Raw genomic sequence first — 17,721 nt, 5'->3', positions numbered from 1 at the left:
TCAGGGCAGGTCGAACAGCGTCGGATGGTCCTGCTGCGCCTGTTCGGCGAGCACCGCGCCGTGTCTCTCGCACATCTCGCGTGCGATGTGTTCGGGGCACGCGAGTTCGCGACCGATCTGTTCCCAGTCCCACCCGGACGCGTGCAGTTCCCAGGCGACGCGGCCGTCTTCGTCCCAGAGTGCCGACATGGCCCGATACTGCTCCGTGTCGAGCGCACGGCCAACGACATTCGTGCGCGTGTCGCGGATCGGGCTGCCGTCCCGCGACCGAAAGTGCTTCCCGCGCTCGTACGGACGCGCGCGGGAAGCACCCCCGCGCGCGGACGTCTAGTCGAAGGTCATGCCGGCGTCGGTGCCCTGCTGCATGGTGGTGTTCGCGCCGTCGAGGGATTCGCGGATGATGTCGGCATGACCGCTGTGGTGGGCGGTCTCCCGGATGATGTGCAGCAGCACCTTTCGGGCGCTCCACCACTGTCGCTCCGGCGCCCACGGCGCGGTGGGCAACGGCACCTGCAGGTCGAGGTCCGCGAGGCCGGCGACGAAGGCCTCCGTCTGCTCCGCGATCGCCTCGTACCGCTCGAGCAGGCCGGCGACGGTCTCGTCGTCGCGCATGTAGTACTGCTCCATCGCGGACTCCATGTCGAACTCGGCGGTGTCGTCGGGTGTGCGGATCGTGTCGATCCAGTGCTGCTCGGTGGTCGAGACGTGCTTGAGCAGCCCACCCAGGGTCAGGTCGCTGACGGTGCTGCGGGTGCGGGCCTGCTCGTCGTCGAGGTTGCGGAGGGTGATCAGAAACATCTTCCGCTGCTCGGCCAGCATGTCGAGGATGTCGGCCCGTTCTCCGGAGAGGGTCCGCTCGGTCATGTCGCTTCCGCCCTTCGTGATGTCGATTCTGCGGCTACGACTACGACGGTAGGGACGAATGCGGACAGTTTCGGTCCTCGATAGGTGACCGGAAATCAGGTGGCGAAGAAGACCGCACCGGTCACCGGCACGAGCGTCAGGAACAGGACCGACAGGACGAACAGCGTGATCGTCAGCTTCCTGTTCCATCCGCCGCGCGTTCCGCTCGCGGCGAGCACGAAGAGCACGAATCCGACGCAGATGGACACGATGCCCACGATCACGGGTGTCTCGATCATCTGTTCATCATCCATCTGTTCGTCATCGCGGAGGGCCGCGCACCGCGCCCACGGTGGGCGGCGTCGGGAACGGCGACGTCCCCGACGCCGCCCGTGCTCAGCCCGGGCAGTGGATGGTCACGTGGCCGCATTTGACGGACGCGCTCGCGGTGGCGGCGTTCGCGGCGCCTGCGGTGCCGAGGACGACGGTGAACAAGGTCGCGACGACCGCGACGGTGGTGCGGATCCGGGTCTTCATGGCAGCCTCCTGAGGGTGGTGAGAAACGGGGTTCGCCCATCGTCGGCCGCCATCCGGGTCCTCGACAGGCACCCTGTGGTGCCGATGCGGCCACCCCGGATCGCCTTCGGAGCGCAGGACCACCCCCGAGGCGGATCATGAAGCCATGACGACCGCCCCTTCCGCGACGACCGTTGCGACCATCGCCGAGGCCGCCGAGCGCACCGGTCTGACCACCCACACCCTCCGCTATTACGAGCGCGACGGCCTCATGCTGCGTGAAATCGGCCGCTCCTCCTCCGGCCACCGGCTCTATACCGAGGACGACCTCTCCTGGGTGGTGCTGCTGACCCGGCTGCGGGCGACGGGCATGCCGATCCGCGAGATCCGCGAGTACGCGGCCCTCTGCCGGGCCGGCGGCGGCAACGAACAGGACCGCCTCGCGCTGCTCCGCGCGCACCGGGCGCGGGTGCTCACCCAGCTCGACGAGGTGACCGAGCACCTCGCCGCGATCGACGGCAAGATCGACATCTACCTCTCCCGGACGAGCGGCCGCGACGACGGACCGTGCGAGAGCGCTCGCGCTTGACTTCGAGCGCGCTCGAAGGTCTTGACTCGTCGCCATGACCACGAACAACACCTCCCGGCCCCCACTCGGCACCCGCACGCTCGGCACCGCGTCGCCGCTGACGGTCTCGGCGATGGGACTCGGGTGCATGGGCATGTCCGAGTTCTACGGCACCGGGGACGAGGCCGAGGCCGTCGCCACCATCCGCCGGGCCCTCGAGCTCGGCGTGACGTTGCTCGACACCGCCGACATGTACGGGCCGTTCACCAACGAGAACCTCGTCGGCCGCGCCGTCGCGGATCGCCGCGACCGCGTCGTCCTCGCGACCAAGTTCGGCAACGAGCGTGCCGAGGACGGCACCCGCCTCGGCATCAACGGCCGGCCCGAATACGTCCACGCGGCCTGCGACGCGTCGCTCCGCCGCCTCGGCGTCGACCACATCGATCTCTACTACCAGCACCGCGTGGACAAGACCGTGCCGATCGAGGACACCGTCGGCGCGATGGCCGAACTGGTGCAGGCGGGGAAGGTCCGCCATCTGGGTCTGTCGGAGGCGTCCGCGGAGACGATCCGCCGGGCCCACGCCGTCCACCCGATCACCGCGCTGCAGACCGAGTACTCGCTGTTCACCCGCGACATCGAGGACGAGATCCTGCCGGCCCTGCGTGACCTCGGCATCGGGCTCGTGCCGTACTCGCCGCTCGGGCGCGGCATCCTGACGGGCGCGATCACGGCGCCGTCCGATCTCGAGAGCTCGGATTCTCGCCGCACCGCGTATTTCCCGCGATTCCAGGGTGCGGCGCTGGAGGCGAACCTGGCGCTCGTGACCGCCGTCCGCCGCCTGGCCCGGTCCAAGAACTGCACCCCGGGCCAGCTGGCACTGGCGTGGGTCCTCGCCCAGGGCGACGACGTGGTCCCCATCCCGGGGACGAAGCGGGTGCGTTTCCTCGAGGAGAACGTCGCGGCCGCGGCCGTGTCGCTCACCGCGGACGAGCTGGGCGCGATCGAGTCGGCGGTGCCCCGGGAGGCGGTCGTGGGGGAGCGCTACGGGGACATGTCCAGCATCGACGGGTGAGCGACGCGTCGCCCGCTGGGAACGGTCGGCGGGCGACACCCGGGCCGCTCCTCCGCGCAAGCGGTTACATGCAGCTTGACAAAGCGATGTAACCGCTTGCACAGTGGGTGGACCCCACACCCGAGGAGAACCCATGGCGACGCTTCGCGAGGTCGCAGCGCGCGCCGGCGTCTCGACCGCCACGGTCTCACGCGTGTTCTCCCGCCCGGAGGCCGTCAGTCCCGACACGCGCGCGAAGGTGTTCACCGCCGCGGAGGCACTGTCCTTCACCCCCAACCCCACCGCCCGCTCGCTCGCCCTCGGCCGCACCCACAACCTGGGCTTCCTCGTCCCGGACATCCGCAACCCCGTGTTCGGCCCCGCCGTCGAGTCGGCACAGGACCGGGCCCGCGCGCGCGGCTACTCCCTCTTCGTCGCGGCGGGCGAGGGACGGTCCGCGGACGAGCTGGACCTCGTCCGCGCGATCGCCCGGCAGGTCGACGGGCTGGTTCTGATCGCCCCGCGCATGTCCGACACCGACCTCGAGGATCTCGCACGGGTCACGCCCGTCGTGCTCGTCAACCACACTGCCGGCGATCTGCCCGCCGTGCTGCTGTCCTCCGACGACGGCATGGTCGAGGCCGTCGAGCATCTCGCCGACGCCGGGCACACTGCCGTCACCTACCTCGGCGGCCCCGAGTACTGGCTCGCCCAGCGCCGCCGCCGCGCCGCCTTCGTGGAGGCCTGCGCCGGCCGGGGCATCACCGGCACGGTGCTCGGCCCCCTCGAGCCCGACTTCGTCGTCGCGGGCCGGAAGGCGGCCGAGGAACTGGTCGGCACCGGGACGACGGCCGTCGTCGCGTACAACGACCAGGCCGCCGTCGGCCTCATGCAAGGCTTCGCCGAGCACGGACTGCGGGCGGGCCGCGACTACTCCGTCGTCGGGTTCGACGACTCGTGGCTCTGCGAGATGACCTCGCCGCCGCTGACCACCGTGCATCTCGCGTTCGACGAGGCCGGCGTGACTGCGATCGACCTGCTGTGCGACGTCCTCGACGGAAAGACCACACCCCGCGCTGCGCCCGTGGAACTCGGCACCCACCTCGTCGTGCGCTCGAGCACCGTGACCGCCCGCCTGCCCGTCGGCTGACAGACCCGGCCGGGAGATGCCCCCGAAACACGAAGAAAGCAAAGGAGATTCGTCCATGACCTCGGTGCTCGTCCTCAACGGCCCCAACCTCAACCTGCTCGGCACCCGCGAGCCCGGCGTGTACGGCGCGCAGACCCTCGAGGACGTGGAGACCCTGTGCCGCAACGTCGGCAAGGAACTGGGCGTCGACATCGACTTCCGGCAGTCCAACCACGAGGGCGTCCTCATCGACGCCCTCCACGACGCCGGCGCCGCGGTCGCCCGCGGGGAGTCCCTCGGGGTGGTGTTCAACGCGGGCGCCTACACGCACACCTCGGTGGCCCTGCACGATGCGATCAAGGGCGCCCACGTACCGCTCATCGAGTTGCACATCTCCAACGTCCATGCCCGCGAGGGGTTCCGCCACCACTCCTACATCTCCCCGGTCGCATCCGGGATCATCGTGGGTCTCGGCGTCGCCGGCTACGAGTGGGCGCTGCGCGCGCTCGTGGCCCAGCGCACGGCGCAGGCGTAACCGGCGCCCCCACACCCCGAGACCGGTCCCCTCGCGCGCGACCCGCGGCGAGCCACCCCTGCCGATACCGGTGTGCGGGGCGAACCCGCCCTCGCGCACCGGTCCCCGATTCCGAGTCCGCCCGCACAGGCGGCACCGTGGAGGAGCCCGACCATGACCCACCCCCGTCCTGGGACCAAGCGCGCCAAGGCAATCGCCACCGTGTGCCTGTCCGGCACCCTCGAGGACAAGCTCGTCGCCGCCGCCCACGCCGGGTTCGACGGCATCGAACTGTTCGAACCCGACCTGATCGGCTCCCCGCTCACCCCCGCGGCGGTGCGCGAGCGCTGCGCCGAACTCGGGCTGAGCATCCCGCTGTATCAGCCCTTCCGCGACTTCGAGGCCGTCCCGGCCGAGATCCACGCCCGCAACATGCGCCGCGCGCGGCACAAGTTCGACGTGATGGAACAGCTCGGCACCGACCTCGTGCTGGTGTGCTCGTCGGTGTCGCCGCACACCGTCGACGATGTCGATCTCGCGGCCGCGCAGCTGCGGGAACTGGCGGATGCGGCAGCGCAGCGGGGCATGCGGATCGCCTTCGAGGCGCTGGCGTGGGGCCGCCACGTGAACACCTGGCAGCGCTCGTGGGAGATCGTGCGCCGGGCCGATCATCCGGCCCTCGGGCTGTGCCTCGACAGCTTCCACATCTTCTCCCGCACCAAGGACGTCGCCGGCATCGCGGACATCCCGGGCGAGAAGATCTTCTTCCTGCAACTCTCCGACGCACCGGAGATGGACATGAACGTCCTGCAGTGGAGCCGCCACTACCGGGTGTTCCCGGGCGAGGGCGAGTTCGATCTCGTCGGACTCGTCGGGCACGTCCTCGCGGCGGGTTACACCGGGCCGCTCTCGCTGGAGGTGTTCAACGATGTGTTCCGCCAGTCGGCGCCGGTGCCGACGGCGATCGACGCGATGCGCTCGCTGCTCGATCTGGAACTGCGGCTCGACGGTGACCCCAACCCGGTACAGGTGCGCGGGCACGCGTTCACGGAGATCGGAACTCCGCCCACCGCTGCGGAGCCGGTCCGTGCGGCCCTCGCTTCGCTCGGCTTCACCCACTCGGGGCAGCATCACAGCAAGCCGGTGGAGCTGTGGGAGCAGGGGGATGCGCGGGTGCTGGTGAACACCTCGAACCCGGCCCACAGCGCGGCCGAGGGCGCGGCCGTCACCGCTCTGGGGATCGAGGTCGCGGACGTCGGCGCCGTCTCCCGGCACGCCCACGAGCTGCTGGCACCGCAGCTGGCGCGGGTCGTCGGCCCGGGTGAGGCACCGTTGTCCGCAGTGGTCTCCCCGGACGGCACCGCCCTGTTCCTGTCGTCGCGGAGCGACGGCCCGGCGAACTGGCGCAACGACTTCCGCCCCACCGGCACGACGCCGACGACGGCGGTGGGCGTGCGGTGCACCGAGTACGTCGCGCTGACCCAGGCCTACGACCGATTCGACGAAGCCACGCTGTTCTACCGGTCGGTGCTGGGCCTGACCGACGCCGAGGCCGCCGAATACGCGGGACCGTTCGGCTTGGTGCGCAGCCGCGTCCTCGCCACGGACGGTTTCGAGGTCGGCCTGGTCGCACCCGTGCTCCGTCGCGGCGAATGGGCACCGGGCGTGCGGCACCCCCAGCACATCGCGTTCGGTGTCGACGATGCGGTGGAAGCCGCTCGCGCCCTGCATGATTCGGGAGCGCCGGTGCTCGAGATCCCCCGCAACTACTACGACGATCTGGATGCGCGCCTGGCTCCGGATCCGGAAATGCTTGCCGCCCTGCGGGAATACAACGTGCTCTACGATCGGGACGAGGACGGCGGCGAGCTGTTCCAGGTGTTCACCAAGGTCGTCAGTGCCCGGGTGTTCTTCGAACTGGTGCAGCGGCGCGGCGGCTACCGGGGTCACGGCACGGTCAACGCCCCGATCCGCATGGCCGCGCACGCGGCCGCGCGACGCTGACCCACTGCTACCGGGCGCCACCCACCGCGCTCGCCAGCGCCGCGAGGGTCTGGGCGCTCGTGTAGCGCGGCTGCCAGCCGAGCTGCGTCCGGGCCCTCGTCGTGTCCATCACGACGGACGTGCGGCCCGTGTGGATCCACTCGACCATCGAGGGCAGGAACGGCAGCCGCGCCACCACGGCCGACGCGGCCGTCGCGACCGACGCCGGGACCCGGATCGGCCGGGCGCCGAGCGCGGCCGCGACGTCCGACAGCGACACCACCCCGTCGCCTGCGATGTTGTACGCGCCGGGCGGCCCCTCGGACGTCACGGCGGCGACGACGGCACTCGCGACGTCGTCGTGGTGCACGAGCTGGAGCGGATGACCGGGGTCCGGGAACACCGGGCGCGGCAGGGGCAGGGCGCCGGCAGCCTTCCGCACTGCCCCGGGCAGATGCCCGGCGACCTGCCGCCACGGCATGGCATCGGCCAGGGCGGTCGCGTGCGGCCCCGCGACGATGCAGGGCCGCAGCACGAACACCTCGAGGTCCGATCCGCGGGTGACCTCGTCGAGCACCCGCTCGAGTTGGGCCTTCTGTTCGGAGTAGTAGTGCTCGTGCGAGCCACGCGTGGGCACGTCCTCGGAGAGCGGGGTCGGATTGTCGGGGTGGTATCCGTACGCGGCGACGGACGAGGTGTACACGAGACGCCGCGGCCGGGCGGCGGCAACCGTCGCCTCGAAGACGTTGCGGGTCCCGGCGATGTTGATCCGGTGACTCTCGGCGCGCGAGCCCATGATGACGAAGGCCAGGTGCACGACGACGTCGGCCTCCGCGACCAGGGCGTCGACGGCGCCGCGGTCGAGGATGTCGCCCTGCCGGTACTCGGTCTTGGTCCAGCCCTGCCGGGCAGGATCGAACGGGCCTCGCGCCATGCCGAGGATCCGGTCGATGCGCGGGTCCTGTTCGAGGGCCGCGACCGCGGCCCTGCCGATCTCGCCGGTGGGGCCGGTGACCGCAACCGTCGTTCCCATGGGATCCCCTTCGCTCGTGACGCCGTCCGTGCGATTCATACCGCGTTCCCGGGCCGGGCCGGGGGCAAACCACGGTCCGGCTCGTGCGGTTAGACTCACCGCCACTGCGGACGGGGGGCGAACGGTGGGCGACGGCGGGTTGACGCAGATCGGCGACGGGGTGTGGGCGGTTGTACGGACGCCGGGCGGCTGGGGAGAAGCGAACACCGGTCTCGTCGTCGATGCGGGCACGGCGTCGCTGGTCGTGGACACCGCGTGGGACACGCGGCTGGCGCGGCGGATCGCCGAGGCACAGCAGCCGCTGGTGTCGCGGGCACCGATCACCGAGGCCGTCAACACCCATTCCGACGGCGACCACTGGTGGGGCAACGACACGCTTCCGGCGACGGCTCGCATCACGACGAGTGCGGCCGCGCTGCGCGGCATGCGCGAGGATCTCCCTCCCGCCGCGGTGGCGGCGCTCGCGGCGGCCGGACGTCCGCTCGCCGCGCTGCCCGGGATGCTGGGCGCCGCGGCCGCCTACATGCGCCGGGTGCCGGGCGGCGCCCGCCTGCCGCTGCGATCGCCTCGGCTGCCCGACCACACCTTCGACACAATCCTGCGGCTCGATGTGGGGCAACGTCCGGTCCAGCTCGAGCGCCTCGGGCCGTGCCACACCGCCGGGGACCTCATCGCGCACGTGCCGGACGCCGGCATCGTGTTCGCCGGCGATCTGCTGTTCATCGGCTCGACCCCGATCCTGTGGCACGGGCCGCTGGAGAACTGGCTCGCCGCGATCGACCGGCTGCTGGCCCTGGACGCGGACCTCTACGTGCCCGGTCACGGGCCGCTGTGCGGACCCGCGGAGATCCGCGAGTTGCGCACCTACTGGGTGTGGCTCGAGCAGGCCGGCCGGGAACAGTACGCGCGCGGCGCCGGGCCGCTCGAGGCGGCCCGGCAGCTGGTGCGGGATCCCGAATTCGTCCGGTGGGGCGACTGGATCCACCCGGAGCGGATCGTCCTGAGCCTGAGCACGCTGTTCCACGGGTGGGACGGGCATCCGCCGGCGGCGCCGACCGTCGTGCGACGGGCGCGGGCGTTCGCCGACGCCGAGACGCTGCTGCGCGAGTTGTCCGCGAAACGGTGAAGGGACCCTCCGATCGGTCGAACCGATCGGAGGGTCCCTTCACCCGGGCGGGTCAGGCGGCGACGGTCGCCTTCGCCTCCTGACGATTGCGGCGGATGCTGCTGGCGAACGCGGCACCGATGAGCGCGACCCCCACGAGACCCGTGACGATCTCGTTCACGTGATGGCCGATCGAGTACAGCAGGATGAACGCGAGCGCACCGATCGCCCAGTGCGCGCCGTGCTCGAGGTAGCGGTACTCCGAGAGGGTGCCCTTGCGGACGAGGAACACCGTGATCGAGCGGACGAACATCGCGCCGATGAAACCGAGGCCCAGGGCGATGATGATCGGGTCCGAGGTGATGGCGAACGCGCCGATCACGCCGTCGAAGGAGAACGACGCGTCGAGCACCTCGAGGTAGAGGAACAGGAAGAACCCGGCCTTGCCGGTGGCCTTGGCCAGCTGGGTGGGCCCGCCCGTCGGCTCTTCCTCTTCCTCGGGGATGTGGAACAGCTCGCCGAGCCCGTTGACGACGATGTAGGTGATCATGCCGAGCACGCCGGCGATCATCACGGTGGAGACCTTGTCCTCGGGAGCGAGGATCGTGGCGGTCAGCACCAGCAGCACCGAGGCGGTGACGACCTCGAGCTGGTCCAGCTTGCCGGCCCGCGCGAGCGGACGCTCGAGCCAGGCCAGCCACTTGATCTCGCGTTCCTCGAAGATGAAGTTCAGGAACAGCATCAGCAGGAACATGCCACCGAACCCGGCGATCTGCGGGTGGGCGTCGGTGATGATGGTCTCGTAGCTGGGGCTGCCGTCGGGGAAGTACGCGGCGTCGTTCGGCGGCGGGTTCAAGGCGAGGTCGAGTGCCTCGATCGGACCGAGGCCGGAGGCGATCCACACGATGAGCAGCGGGAAGATCAGCCGCATGCCGAACACGGCGATGAGGATGCCGATGGTGAGGAAGATCTTCTGCCAGAATTCGCTCATCCGCTGCAGCACGGTGGCGTTGATGACCGCGTTGTCGAACGAGAGCGAGACCTCGAGGATGCCGAGGATCGCGGCGAGGAACAGGGCCTGGGGTCCGCCGTAGAGGAAGGCGACCACCAGGGAGACGACGGTGACGGCGAACGATATGCCGAAGATGCGCAGAACCACGAAGCGTGGCCTTTCTGTCTGGATCGGGGCGGTGCAGGGTGGTTACTGCAGCAATTTATCGGTGAACCAAGGAAAGCGGCCCCCGGCGACGAAGCCGGGGGCCGGATCCGGAATCCGGATGCGACGTCAGACGTTGACGCCGTAGTCGCGGGCGATGCCCGCCAGGCCGGACGCGTAGCCCTGGCCGATGGCGCGGAACTTCCACTCCGCACCGTGCCGGTACAGCTCACCGAAGACCATGGCGGTCTCGGTGGAGGCGTCCTCCGACAGGTCGTAGCGGGCGAGCTCGTTGCCGTTGGCGCGGTCGACGACGCGGATGTACGCGTTGCGGACCTGTCCGAACGACTGGCTGCGGGAGTCGGCGTCGTAGATCGAGACCGGGAAGAAGATGCTCTCGATGTTGGCCGGCACGGCGCTCAGGTCGACGTTGACGACCTCGTCGTCGCCCTCGCCCTCGCCCGTGCGGTTGTCGCCGATGTGCTCGATCGAGCCGTCCGGGGACTTGAGGTTGTTGAAGAAGACGAAGTGCTGGTCCGAGACGACCTTCTTGTCGGCGCCGGTCGCGATCGCGCTGGCATCGAGGTCGAAGTCGGCACCGGTGGTGCTGCGGATGTCCCAGCCGAGGCCGACGGCCACGGCGGTGAGGTTCGGCGCTTCCTTGGTGAGGGAAACATTGCCGCCCTTGGTCAAGCTGACGCCCATGCGGGGTCCTTTCGATCTGTCGGTCCGGACGAGGTGCCCGGGCGGGCACGCCCGATTTGCGCGTGTCACTCCACCCTAATAGCTGTTCCGCGCCGACGCCCCATGCTCGGGGCGCGCGCACGGGGCCGAACCGCGCGGACCAGTACCATTCGGGGCGTGGCGAGCCGATGGACGCGCCGCCTCTTCGGCGGTGGGAGCACCGACGATCCGGTGGCCCGTGGCGCCTACGACGCGATGGTCGCCGCGTTCCTCGACATGGACCGCCGCCAGTCCGTCGCCGAGGCCGCCGTCACGGCCTCGCACGACCTCGCGCCGCAGCGCGGGCTGCGCCGCGAGTGGGAGCCCGTCCGCGAAGCCTGTTACCGCGCGGCCGAGACGTACCTGCACCTCGCCCGCACCGAACCGACCGATCCGCTCGCTCCCGCCCCGGCCTACGAACAGGCTCTGCAGCAGATCGGTCTCGCCACCCGCACCCTCGACCAGTTCTACGATCGCCACCGCGCACACCTCGAGCATTCGGTCGCGGTGGCACAGACCGTCCCGCAGCTCGCCCGGCAGGTCCGCACCGAGGCGCAGGCCGCGGCGGCGCTGGTGGACGCGCCCGAGCACGCCGCATACGCCGACTACCCGTCCGTGCGGGCCGCGGCGAACGCGCTCGACGCGGAGGTCCGCGCCCTGGATTCGGCGGTGGGAACCGGCGCCGTCCGAACGGCGGCACGGCGGGCCGAGGAGGCGGCCATCGCCCTGCGTCGCGCCCTCGCGCAGGCGCCGGACAAGGCCGAGTCCGCCCGGAAAGCTGTGGCATCCGTCACCACCCGCCTGTCGGCGGTCCGCACCCGCGCCGAGAGCCTGGCGCCGGCGTTCTCGGCCCTGCTGCGCGAGTTCAACGCGGCCAGCTCCGCCGACCTGTCCGGCAACGAGCGCGCCGCCCGCGAGTTCCTCGACCGGGCCGACGCCGACGTGACCGCGGCGCGAACGGCTTCGGCCGGGAACCGGCCCGAGCAGGCGCTCGAGCTGACCGCGGCGGCCCGGGCATCGCTCACCCAGGCGGAACGCTACGTCGACGCCGTCACCGAGCGGCTGTCCGTCCTCCGCGCGGTCCGCCGTGATCCGGCCGCGAAGGTGGAGCAGGTACGGTTCCGTCTGCGCGACGCGCAACAACTCGCGGTGCAACGGGGGTTGACCGCAGAATGGGGATCGGTGCTCGACGCGCAGCTCGATCGGATCGACAGGGCAGTCGGTTCGCTCACCGGCGTACACCCCGACTACTGGGCGTACGTCCGAGAGCTCGACGCCGTTTCGCGCTTCATCGCCGGCGTGGTGCAACGAATGAGAGGACGAACGGAAGAGGCATGAGTGGGGGAACCTTCGCCGATATGCGCACGATGCACCATTTCCACCACATGGACCGCGCGACCCGGGACACGCTGTTCCTGCATCCGCCGCAGGCATTCTCCGATGCCGACGAGCGCGATCGGCTCGCCGTCGCGCTCGGGGCCACCCTGTACGTCCCGGCCACCCGCGCGGATCTGACCACCACGATCGCCCGCCGAGCCCGCGAGGGTGTCGCCTCGATGGTGATCGACCTCGAGGACGCCGTCGCCGATCACGAGGTCGAGGACGGCCTGCGCAACGCGGTCGCCACCCTCGACGAGCTCGCCGGCACCGCGGCCGCGACGATGCTGCTGTTCGTCCGGGTGCGCACCCCCGACGGTGTCGACCGCATCGCCGACATCCTGGGGCCCGGCGTCACCGCGTTGACCGGATTCGTTCTGCCCAAGTTCACCGCGGCGTCGGGGCCGGCCTTCCTCGATGCGGTGGCGGCGGCGTCCGAGCGGCTCGGCAAGCACCTGTACGCGATGCCGGTGCTCGAGTCCGCCGAGCTGGTGCACCGGCAGACCCGCGACGGCGAGCTGCAGCAGATCGCGGCACTGCTCGCCGGGCACCGTGACCGGGTGCTGGCGGTACGGATCGGGGCCACCGACATGTGCGGCACGTTCGGCATCCGCCGCGACCGCGACCTGACCATCTACGACGTGCGCGTGGTCGTCGACGTCATTGCGGATGTCGTCAACTACCTCGGCCGCACCGACGGCACCGGATTCGTCATCACCGGTCCCGTCTGGGAGTACTTCGCCGATCACGAGCGCATGTTCCGCCCGATGCTGCGGGCCACTCCGTTCGCCGAGCACGACGCGGTGATGTTCCGCCAGCAGCTCGTCAGCCGGGATCTCGACGGGCTGCTCCGCGAGATCGCCCTCGACCGGGCGAACGGCATCCAGGGCAAGACCGTGATCCATCCCTCCCATGTGGCCGCGGTGCACGCCTTGTCCGCGGTCACCCACGAGGAGTACCACGACGCGGTCGACATCCTCGGCGGCGACGCAGGTGGCGTGCAGGCCTCCGGTTACCGCAACAAGATGAACGAGCGGCGTCCGCACCGCACCTGGGCGCAGCAGACGTTGCTGCGCGCCTCGGTGTTCGGCGTCACCAACAAGGGAGTCACTTTCGTGGACCTGCTGACGGCATTGGTGGACCGGTGACCGCGGGGTTGCAGTCACCCTGGGCGACGGAGCAATTCGGCCTGGAACTGCAGCACTTCGACTCGGCGACCGGCGACACCGTGCCGGACCTCGTCGTGCCGGGGCTGCGCCGCAACCCCCGTCGCGCACACCTGCTGGTCTCCACGGTGCTCGGCAAGCACATTCCCACCGACCCGGCCGCGGTCATCGGCGCGGGTGACCGGCTCGGCGATCTCGTCGCGGACCTGCTGGGCTCCGCCGCGCACGACACGGTCGTACTCGGATTCGCCGAAACCGCAACGGGCCTGGGTCATTGTGTGGCCAGCCGGCTGCGAGCGCGCTGCTACCTGCACTCCACCCGGCGTGACGTGCCCGGCGCCGGCACCTTCGCCGGGTTCGAGGAGGGCCACTCGCACGCCACGTCGCACCTGCTCCAGCCGACGTCGCCGGAGCTGTTCGCGAACGACGCACCGCTGGTCCTGGTGGACGACGAGATCTCCACCGGCGCCACGGCCGTCGACGCGATCCGGTCCCTGCACCGGCACCATCCCCGCGCCCGGTACGTCGTCGCGTCGCTGGTGGACATGCGCACCGCCGATCACCGTCGCGCGGTCGACGAGGCGGCCGCCGAACTCGGCGCCCGGATCGACCACGTAAGCCTCGCGGCGGGACACACGATCCTTCCCGACGGGCTCGTCGAGCGGGTCGCCGCACTGCCCGATCCGGATATGAATCCCGTTGCCTCACAACGGGGCTCCGTGGAGTTCGTGACGTTGCCGTGGCCGGCGACCGTGCCCGACGGCGGGCGGCACGGCTTCCTGCGCACCGACACCGCGGCTTTCGATGCCGCGATCGAGCACACGACCGAGGCCGTGGCCACCGCCCTCGGACCGGGACGGCCGGTCGTCGTGGTGGGCCACGAGGAACTGATGTACCTGCCGCTGCGCATCGCCGACGCGCTCGCCCGCCGGGGGACCCCCACGCGGTTCCAGACCACCACCCGCTCCCCTGCGTACGTCCGGGACGTGCCCTGCTACCCCCTTCGGCGCGGATTCACCTTCATCGCACCCGAACCCGACGACGTCCCGCGGTACCTGTACAACGCGCGGTGGCCGGAGGAACGGGCACGGCTGCTGCTGGTGCTCGACGATCCCGCCGACACCGATCGCCTCCGGGCCGACGGTGGCCTGCTCGACGTGCTGACCGCCGCCGGGGAGGACGTGGTCGTCGCCGTCGTGCCCGCCACCGACCCGTCGGTGCTGCGCGCCGCCCGGGAGGGACGATGACCGTTCCGCTGGCCGGACCCGACTTCGGCTCCTACGCCCCGGACGAGGTGCGGTGGCTCCTCAAGGACCTCTCGCACGTCGCCCTCGAGGCCGACATCGCCGAGCGCGAACGCCGCATCCAGTCGGGTCTCGCCCACTACGCCGAGACGCTGCCGATCGAATACCAACCCGATGCCGCCTACCGCGAGCTGTTCGACAAGGTACTCGCCGCGACGGCGGGGCGCCTCGCCCACGCCGTCGGTACGGTCACCGAACTGCTGCTCGCCGAACGGGGCCGGGACCTGACGCTCGTATCACTGGCCCGCGCCGGCACTCCCGTCGGCATCCTGATCCGTCGCTGGGCGCAGCGGCACCACGGGCTGGACCTGCCGCACTACGCGGTGTCGATCGTGCGGGGCCGTGGCATCGACGTCGCCGCCCTCGACCACGTGACGGCGCGTCACGATCCGGCCTCGGTGGTGTTCGTCGACGGCTGGACCGGCAAGGGCGCCATCGCCCGCGAACTCGCGGCGGCCCTGGCCGAGTACCGGGCCGCGGGCGGTCCGGAACTCTCCGGCGACCTCGCCGTGCTCGCCGACCCCGGGTACTGCGTGCGGACCTACGGCACCCGCGACGACTTCCTCATCGCCTCGGCGTGCCTGAATTCCACTGTCTCCGGCCTGGTCTCACGCACCGTCCTCAAAGAAACCCTGATCGGCCCGGGCGAGTTCCACGGCGCCAAGTTCTACGCCGAACTTGCCGGCGAGGACGTCTCGGCCGTCCTCCTCGACACCGTCGCCGCGGAATTCGGCGACCGGGACGCCGCAGTCACCGCCGCCGGGGACATCCTGCGGTCCGACCGCACCCCCACGTGGGCGGGCTGGGAGTCGGTGGAGAGGGTACGGGCCGAGTACGGCATCTCCACCGTCAACTACGTCAAGCCCGGTGTCGGTGAGACCACCCGGGTGCTGTTGCGGCGCGTGCCGTGGCGGGTGCTGGTCCGCGAGGCCGATGCCGAGGAGCACGCGCACATCCGGATGCTCGCCGCAGCCCGCGACGTGCCGGTCGAAACGGTTCCCGACCTGGCGTATTCCTGCATGGGACTGATCAAGGATCTGCCGTGACCACCGCCCTCGTCGCGACCGACCTCGACCGCACGATGATCTACTCGCGCGCCGCGATGGGCGAATCGCCCGTCGTCGACGGCGATCTGGTGTGTGTCGAGCACTACGACGGTGCGCCCCTGTCGTACCTGACCGTCACGTCCGCGCAGCGCCTGCGCGACCTGGCCGCCGCCGCGGTGGTGGTGCCGACCACCACGCGCACCCCGGAACAGTTCCGGCGCATCGCGCTGCCCGGCGCACCGTGGCGCTACGCGATCGCCAGCAACGGCGGCGTGATCCTCGCCGACGGTGTGCCGGACACCGGGTGGCGGCAGGCGGTGGACGCGGGCGTGCGCGCCGAGGGCGCCGGACTCGACGAGGTCACCGCCGAACTGCGGCGCCGCGTCTCCGACGACTGGGTGCACAAGTTCCGCATCGCCGACGAGTTGTTCTGCTATCTCGTGATCGACGTCGCCGCCCAGCCGGTCGGATTCCTCGACGAATGGGACCACTGGTGCCGCGGCCGCGGATGGAGCGCCTCGCAGCAGGGCCGCAAGCTGTACACGATGCCGTCGGCGGTGTGCAAGAGCAAGGCCGTCGCCGAGGTCCGCCGGCGCCTGGTCGCCGACGGAACGCTCGCCCCGGATGCCGCGGTACTCGCCGCCGGGGACGGAGCGCTCGACGCCGAGATGCTGGTCGCCGCCGACGCCGCGATCCGGCCGCGGCACGGCGAACTCGAAGCGCTGGACTGGCGGCACCCGACGGTGACGGTGACCCGGGAAACGGGGATCCGGGCCGGCGAGGAGATCCTGGCCTGGTTCGCCCGATACGCCCGGATCGGCGCGGGTTCGTACAGTGGCAGTGACGCTCCATGTTCCCCAAGACAGAGTTTCCAGTAACAGTGAGGACCCCTCCCGTGCCCGTATCTCTCGCCAAGGGTCAGAACGGCCCCCTCACCGCCACCGACGTCGTCGTCTCGCTCGAGCTGACCACCCCGGCCGACCTGTCCGCCCTGTTGGTCAAGGCCGACGGCAAGGTGCGCTCCGACGCCGACTTCGTCTTCTTCAACCAGCCGAGCGGGCCGGGGGTGCGGCTCGTGCCGGGCACTCCCGGGCAGGCCGCGTCGCTGGCCGTGTCGCTGAACCAGGTGCCGGCAGACATCGACCAGGTGCGCGCGGTCATCACCCTCGACGACGCGTCGAGCAGCTTCGGTCGCTTCGCCCCGCCGTCCGCGCGGGTCTCCGACACCGCGGGCAACGTCCTCTACGAGTACCGGATCGACGGGCTGAGCAGCGAGTCGATCGTGATCGCCCTCGAGCTGTACCGGCGGCAGGGCGCGTGGAAGGTGCGGGCCGTCGGCCAGGGATACGCGGGCGGGTTCGCCGCGCTCGTGACCGATCACGGGGTGAGCGTCGACGACGCGCCCGCGGCGGCGCCGCAACCGGCTCAGCCCGCGCCGCAGCCGGCTCAGCCCGTGCCGCCGTCGGCCCCGGCCGCGCCGCCCGTACCGCCGGCCTACTCCACGCCGCCGCCTTCTGCTCAGCAGCCCTACCAGCAGCCGGCCCCGCCGCAGCCGTACGTGCAGGCCTCCGCGCCGCAGCCGGCGCAGGACGCCCAGCCCGAGGTCAGCCTCACCAAGAGCCGGCCGGTCAGCCTCGTCAAGGGCCAGAAGGTCACCCTCCGCAAGGAGGGCGGTGTGGCCCTGACCTACCTGCGCATGGGGCTGGGCTGGGATCCGATCGCGAAGCGCGGTCTGTTCGGCAACCGTGCCGCCGACATCGACCTCGACGCGTCGGCCGTGCTGTTCGCCGACCAGAACCTCGTCGACGTCGCGTACTACGGCCAGCTGCGGTCCAAGGACGGCTCGGTCCAGCACCAGGGCGACAACCTCACCGGCGAGGGCGCCGGCGACGACGAGGTCGTGCTCGTCGACCTCACCCGGGTCCCGGCCCACATCACGACGGTCATGTTCATCGTCACCTCGTACAAGGGGCACACCTTCGAGCAGGTTGCGAACGCGTTCTGCCGGCTGGTGGACGGCACCAACAACGCCGAGCTGGCCCGCTACACCATGCAGGGCGGTATGCCGTTCACCGGCATGGTGATGGCCAAGGTGTACCGGCAGGGGCAGGACTGGAAGCTTCAGGCGATCGGCGAGGGCATCCAGGCCAAGCATCCCGGGGAGGCCGCGCCGCAGCTCGGCCGGTTCCTGGTGTCCTGACGCC

At 70.9% G+C, this 17,721-nt stretch carries 19 protein-coding genes; 12 read left to right on the top strand and 7 right to left on the bottom strand.

Annotation, left to right across the window (positions count from 1 at the left end):
• From A4U64_RS26105 to A4U64_RS28355, 4 genes are all read right to left on the bottom strand, one after another.
• The gene (locus tag A4U64_RS26105) at nucleotides 1-189 is read right to left on the bottom strand and encodes a hypothetical protein (RefSeq protein WP_003938775.1); all 189 of its coding nucleotides are present in this window, start codon (nucleotides 187-189) and stop codon (nucleotides 1-3) included.
• Nucleotides 190-327: 138 nt separating this feature from the next.
• Nucleotides 328-864 (bottom strand): DinB family protein, encoded by a 537-nt coding sequence (locus A4U64_RS26100; protein ID WP_006941719.1) that lies wholly within the window; start codon nucleotides 862-864, stop codon nucleotides 328-330.
• Between the two features lie 95 nt (nucleotides 865-959).
• Nucleotides 960-1,142: a hypothetical protein gene (locus A4U64_RS26095; RefSeq protein ID WP_006941721.1), complete on the bottom strand. Its 183-nt coding sequence runs from the start codon at nucleotides 1,140-1,142 to the stop codon at nucleotides 960-962.
• Between the two features lie 97 nt (nucleotides 1,143-1,239).
• Nucleotides 1,240-1,380 carry a hypothetical protein gene (locus tag A4U64_RS28355; protein WP_006941722.1) on the bottom strand — a complete coding sequence of 47 codons (141 nt, stop codon included), beginning with the start codon at nucleotides 1,378-1,380 and terminating at the stop codon, nucleotides 1,240-1,242.
• Nucleotides 1,381-1,525: 145 nt separating this feature from the next.
• Here A4U64_RS28355 and A4U64_RS26090 point away from each other — a divergent pair, with 145 nt between their 5' ends.
• The 5 genes from A4U64_RS26090 to A4U64_RS26070 all read left to right on the top strand — a co-directional run bounded on the left by A4U64_RS26090 (nucleotide 1,526) and on the right by A4U64_RS26070 (nucleotide 6,628).
• Nucleotides 1,526-1,948 carry a MerR family transcriptional regulator gene (locus tag A4U64_RS26090; protein ID WP_006941723.1) on the top strand — a complete coding sequence of 141 codons (423 nt, stop codon included), beginning with the start codon at nucleotides 1,526-1,528 and terminating at the stop codon, nucleotides 1,946-1,948.
• A 112-nt stretch (nucleotides 1,949-2,060) separates the two neighbouring features.
• Entirely contained in the window at nucleotides 2,061-3,002 is a 942-nt protein-coding gene (locus A4U64_RS26085; protein WP_231772960.1) for an aldo/keto reductase, read from the top strand.
• Nucleotides 3,003-3,135: 133 nt separating this feature from the next.
• Complete coding sequence (locus A4U64_RS26080) at nucleotides 3,136-4,131, top strand: LacI family DNA-binding transcriptional regulator (RefSeq protein ID WP_043803105.1); 996 nt, start codon at nucleotides 3,136-3,138, stop codon at nucleotides 4,129-4,131.
• A gap of 55 nt (nucleotides 4,132-4,186) precedes the next feature.
• On the top strand, nucleotides 4,187-4,645 hold the full coding sequence (aroQ, locus tag A4U64_RS26075) for a type II 3-dehydroquinate dehydratase (protein WP_006941726.1): 459 nt from the start codon (nucleotides 4,187-4,189) through the stop codon (nucleotides 4,643-4,645).
• Between the two features lie 153 nt (nucleotides 4,646-4,798).
• Nucleotides 4,799-6,628, top strand: a complete 1,830-nt coding sequence (locus A4U64_RS26070; protein ID WP_006941727.1) for a sugar phosphate isomerase/epimerase and 4-hydroxyphenylpyruvate domain-containing protein — start codon at nucleotides 4,799-4,801, stop codon at nucleotides 6,626-6,628.
• A gap of 7 nt (nucleotides 6,629-6,635) precedes the next feature.
• Here A4U64_RS26070 and A4U64_RS26065 read toward each other — a convergent pair whose 3' ends face one another.
• Nucleotides 6,636-7,640: an NAD-dependent epimerase/dehydratase family protein gene (locus tag A4U64_RS26065; protein WP_065923340.1), complete on the bottom strand. Its 1,005-nt coding sequence runs from the start codon at nucleotides 7,638-7,640 to the stop codon at nucleotides 6,636-6,638.
• Between the two features lie 124 nt (nucleotides 7,641-7,764).
• Here A4U64_RS26065 and A4U64_RS26060 point away from each other — a divergent pair, with 124 nt between their 5' ends.
• Entirely contained in the window at nucleotides 7,765-8,766 is a 1,002-nt protein-coding gene (locus tag A4U64_RS26060) for an MBL fold metallo-hydrolase (RefSeq protein ID WP_065923339.1), read from the top strand.
• A gap of 52 nt (nucleotides 8,767-8,818) precedes the next feature.
• Here the strand turns inward: A4U64_RS26060 and A4U64_RS26055 are convergent, their stop codons facing one another.
• Nucleotides 8,819-9,904 carry a DUF475 domain-containing protein gene (locus A4U64_RS26055; protein ID WP_006941733.1) on the bottom strand — a complete coding sequence of 362 codons (1,086 nt, stop codon included), beginning with the start codon at nucleotides 9,902-9,904 and terminating at the stop codon, nucleotides 8,819-8,821.
• Between the two features lie 126 nt (nucleotides 9,905-10,030).
• Nucleotides 10,031-10,606 (bottom strand): TerD family protein, encoded by a 576-nt coding sequence (locus tag A4U64_RS26050; protein WP_006941734.1) that lies wholly within the window; start codon nucleotides 10,604-10,606, stop codon nucleotides 10,031-10,033.
• Nucleotides 10,607-10,840: 234 nt separating this feature from the next.
• Here A4U64_RS26050 and A4U64_RS26045 point away from each other — a divergent pair, with 234 nt between their 5' ends.
• From A4U64_RS26045 to A4U64_RS26020, 6 genes are read left to right on the top strand one after another with little or no spacing between them, the layout of a single operon-like run.
• Nucleotides 10,841-11,962, top strand: a complete 1,122-nt coding sequence (locus tag A4U64_RS26045) for a hypothetical protein (RefSeq protein ID WP_044476232.1) — start codon at nucleotides 10,841-10,843, stop codon at nucleotides 11,960-11,962.
• The gene (locus tag A4U64_RS26040; RefSeq protein ID WP_084648705.1) at nucleotides 11,959-13,149 is read left to right on the top strand and encodes an HpcH/HpaI aldolase/citrate lyase family protein; all 1,191 of its coding nucleotides are present in this window, start codon (nucleotides 11,959-11,961) and stop codon (nucleotides 13,147-13,149) included. The genes A4U64_RS26045 and A4U64_RS26040 overlap by 4 nt, the downstream gene beginning before the upstream one ends.
• Entirely contained in the window at nucleotides 13,146-14,414 is a 1,269-nt protein-coding gene (locus A4U64_RS26035) for a phosphoribosyltransferase family protein (RefSeq protein WP_065923338.1), read from the top strand. Before A4U64_RS26040 ends, A4U64_RS26035 begins: the two co-directional genes overlap by 4 nt.
• Entirely contained in the window at nucleotides 14,411-15,517 is a 1,107-nt protein-coding gene (locus A4U64_RS26030) for a cysteine protease StiP family protein (RefSeq protein ID WP_065923337.1), read from the top strand. The genes A4U64_RS26035 and A4U64_RS26030 overlap by 4 nt, the downstream gene beginning before the upstream one ends.
• A gap of 35 nt (nucleotides 15,518-15,552) precedes the next feature.
• The gene (locus A4U64_RS26025; protein WP_050036473.1) at nucleotides 15,553-16,395 is read left to right on the top strand and encodes an HAD family hydrolase; all 843 of its coding nucleotides are present in this window, start codon (nucleotides 15,553-15,555) and stop codon (nucleotides 16,393-16,395) included.
• A gap of 17 nt (nucleotides 16,396-16,412) precedes the next feature.
• Nucleotides 16,413-17,717 carry a TerD family protein gene (locus tag A4U64_RS26020; RefSeq protein ID WP_050036090.1) on the top strand — a complete coding sequence of 435 codons (1,305 nt, stop codon included), beginning with the start codon at nucleotides 16,413-16,415 and terminating at the stop codon, nucleotides 17,715-17,717.
• Nucleotides 17,718-17,721: the final 4 nt, after the last annotated feature.

The organism is Rhodococcus sp. WB1 (assembly GCF_001700945.1).
In the GTDB taxonomy this organism is placed as follows: Bacteria; Actinomycetota; Actinomycetes; order Mycobacteriales; family Mycobacteriaceae; genus Rhodococcus; species Rhodococcus aetherivorans.
Note: the sequence above shows the minus strand (reverse complement) of the source record. Positions and strands in the feature narration are given on the sequence as shown.

Bases quoted from the DNA above. Each gene is read 5' to 3' on its own strand.
- A4U64_RS26105 (WP_003938775.1), bottom strand. From the start codon at position 189: ATGTCGGCACTCTGGGACGAAGACGGCCGCGTCGCCTGGGAACTGCAC.
- A4U64_RS26100 (WP_006941719.1), bottom strand. From the start codon at position 864: ATGACCGAGCGGACCCTCTCCGGAGAACGGGCCGACATCCTCGACATG.
- A4U64_RS26095 (WP_006941721.1), bottom strand. From the start codon at position 1,142: ATGATCGAGACACCCGTGATCGTGGGCATCGTGTCCATCTGCGTCGGA.
- A4U64_RS28355 (WP_006941722.1), bottom strand. From the start codon at position 1,380: ATGAAGACCCGGATCCGCACCACCGTCGCGGTCGTCGCGACCTTGTTC.
- A4U64_RS26090 (WP_006941723.1), top strand. From the start codon at position 1,526: ATGACGACCGCCCCTTCCGCGACGACCGTTGCGACCATCGCCGAGGCC.
- A4U64_RS26085 (WP_231772960.1), top strand. From the start codon at position 2,061: ATGGGACTCGGGTGCATGGGCATGTCCGAGTTCTACGGCACCGGGGAC.
- A4U64_RS26080 (WP_043803105.1), top strand. From the start codon at position 3,136: ATGGCGACGCTTCGCGAGGTCGCAGCGCGCGCCGGCGTCTCGACCGCC.
- aroQ (WP_006941726.1), top strand. From the start codon at position 4,187: ATGACCTCGGTGCTCGTCCTCAACGGCCCCAACCTCAACCTGCTCGGC.
- A4U64_RS26070 (WP_006941727.1), top strand. From the start codon at position 4,799: ATGACCCACCCCCGTCCTGGGACCAAGCGCGCCAAGGCAATCGCCACC.
- A4U64_RS26065 (WP_065923340.1), bottom strand. From the start codon at position 7,640: ATGGGAACGACGGTTGCGGTCACCGGCCCCACCGGCGAGATCGGCAGG.
- A4U64_RS26050 (WP_006941734.1), bottom strand. From the start codon at position 10,606: ATGGGCGTCAGCTTGACCAAGGGCGGCAATGTTTCCCTCACCAAGGAA.
- A4U64_RS26045 (WP_044476232.1), top strand. From the start codon at position 10,841: ATGGTCGCCGCGTTCCTCGACATGGACCGCCGCCAGTCCGTCGCCGAG.
- A4U64_RS26040 (WP_084648705.1), top strand. From the start codon at position 11,959: ATGAGTGGGGGAACCTTCGCCGATATGCGCACGATGCACCATTTCCAC.
- A4U64_RS26030 (WP_065923337.1), top strand. From the start codon at position 14,411: ATGACCGTTCCGCTGGCCGGACCCGACTTCGGCTCCTACGCCCCGGAC.
- A4U64_RS26025 (WP_050036473.1), top strand. From the start codon at position 15,553: ATGATCTACTCGCGCGCCGCGATGGGCGAATCGCCCGTCGTCGACGGC.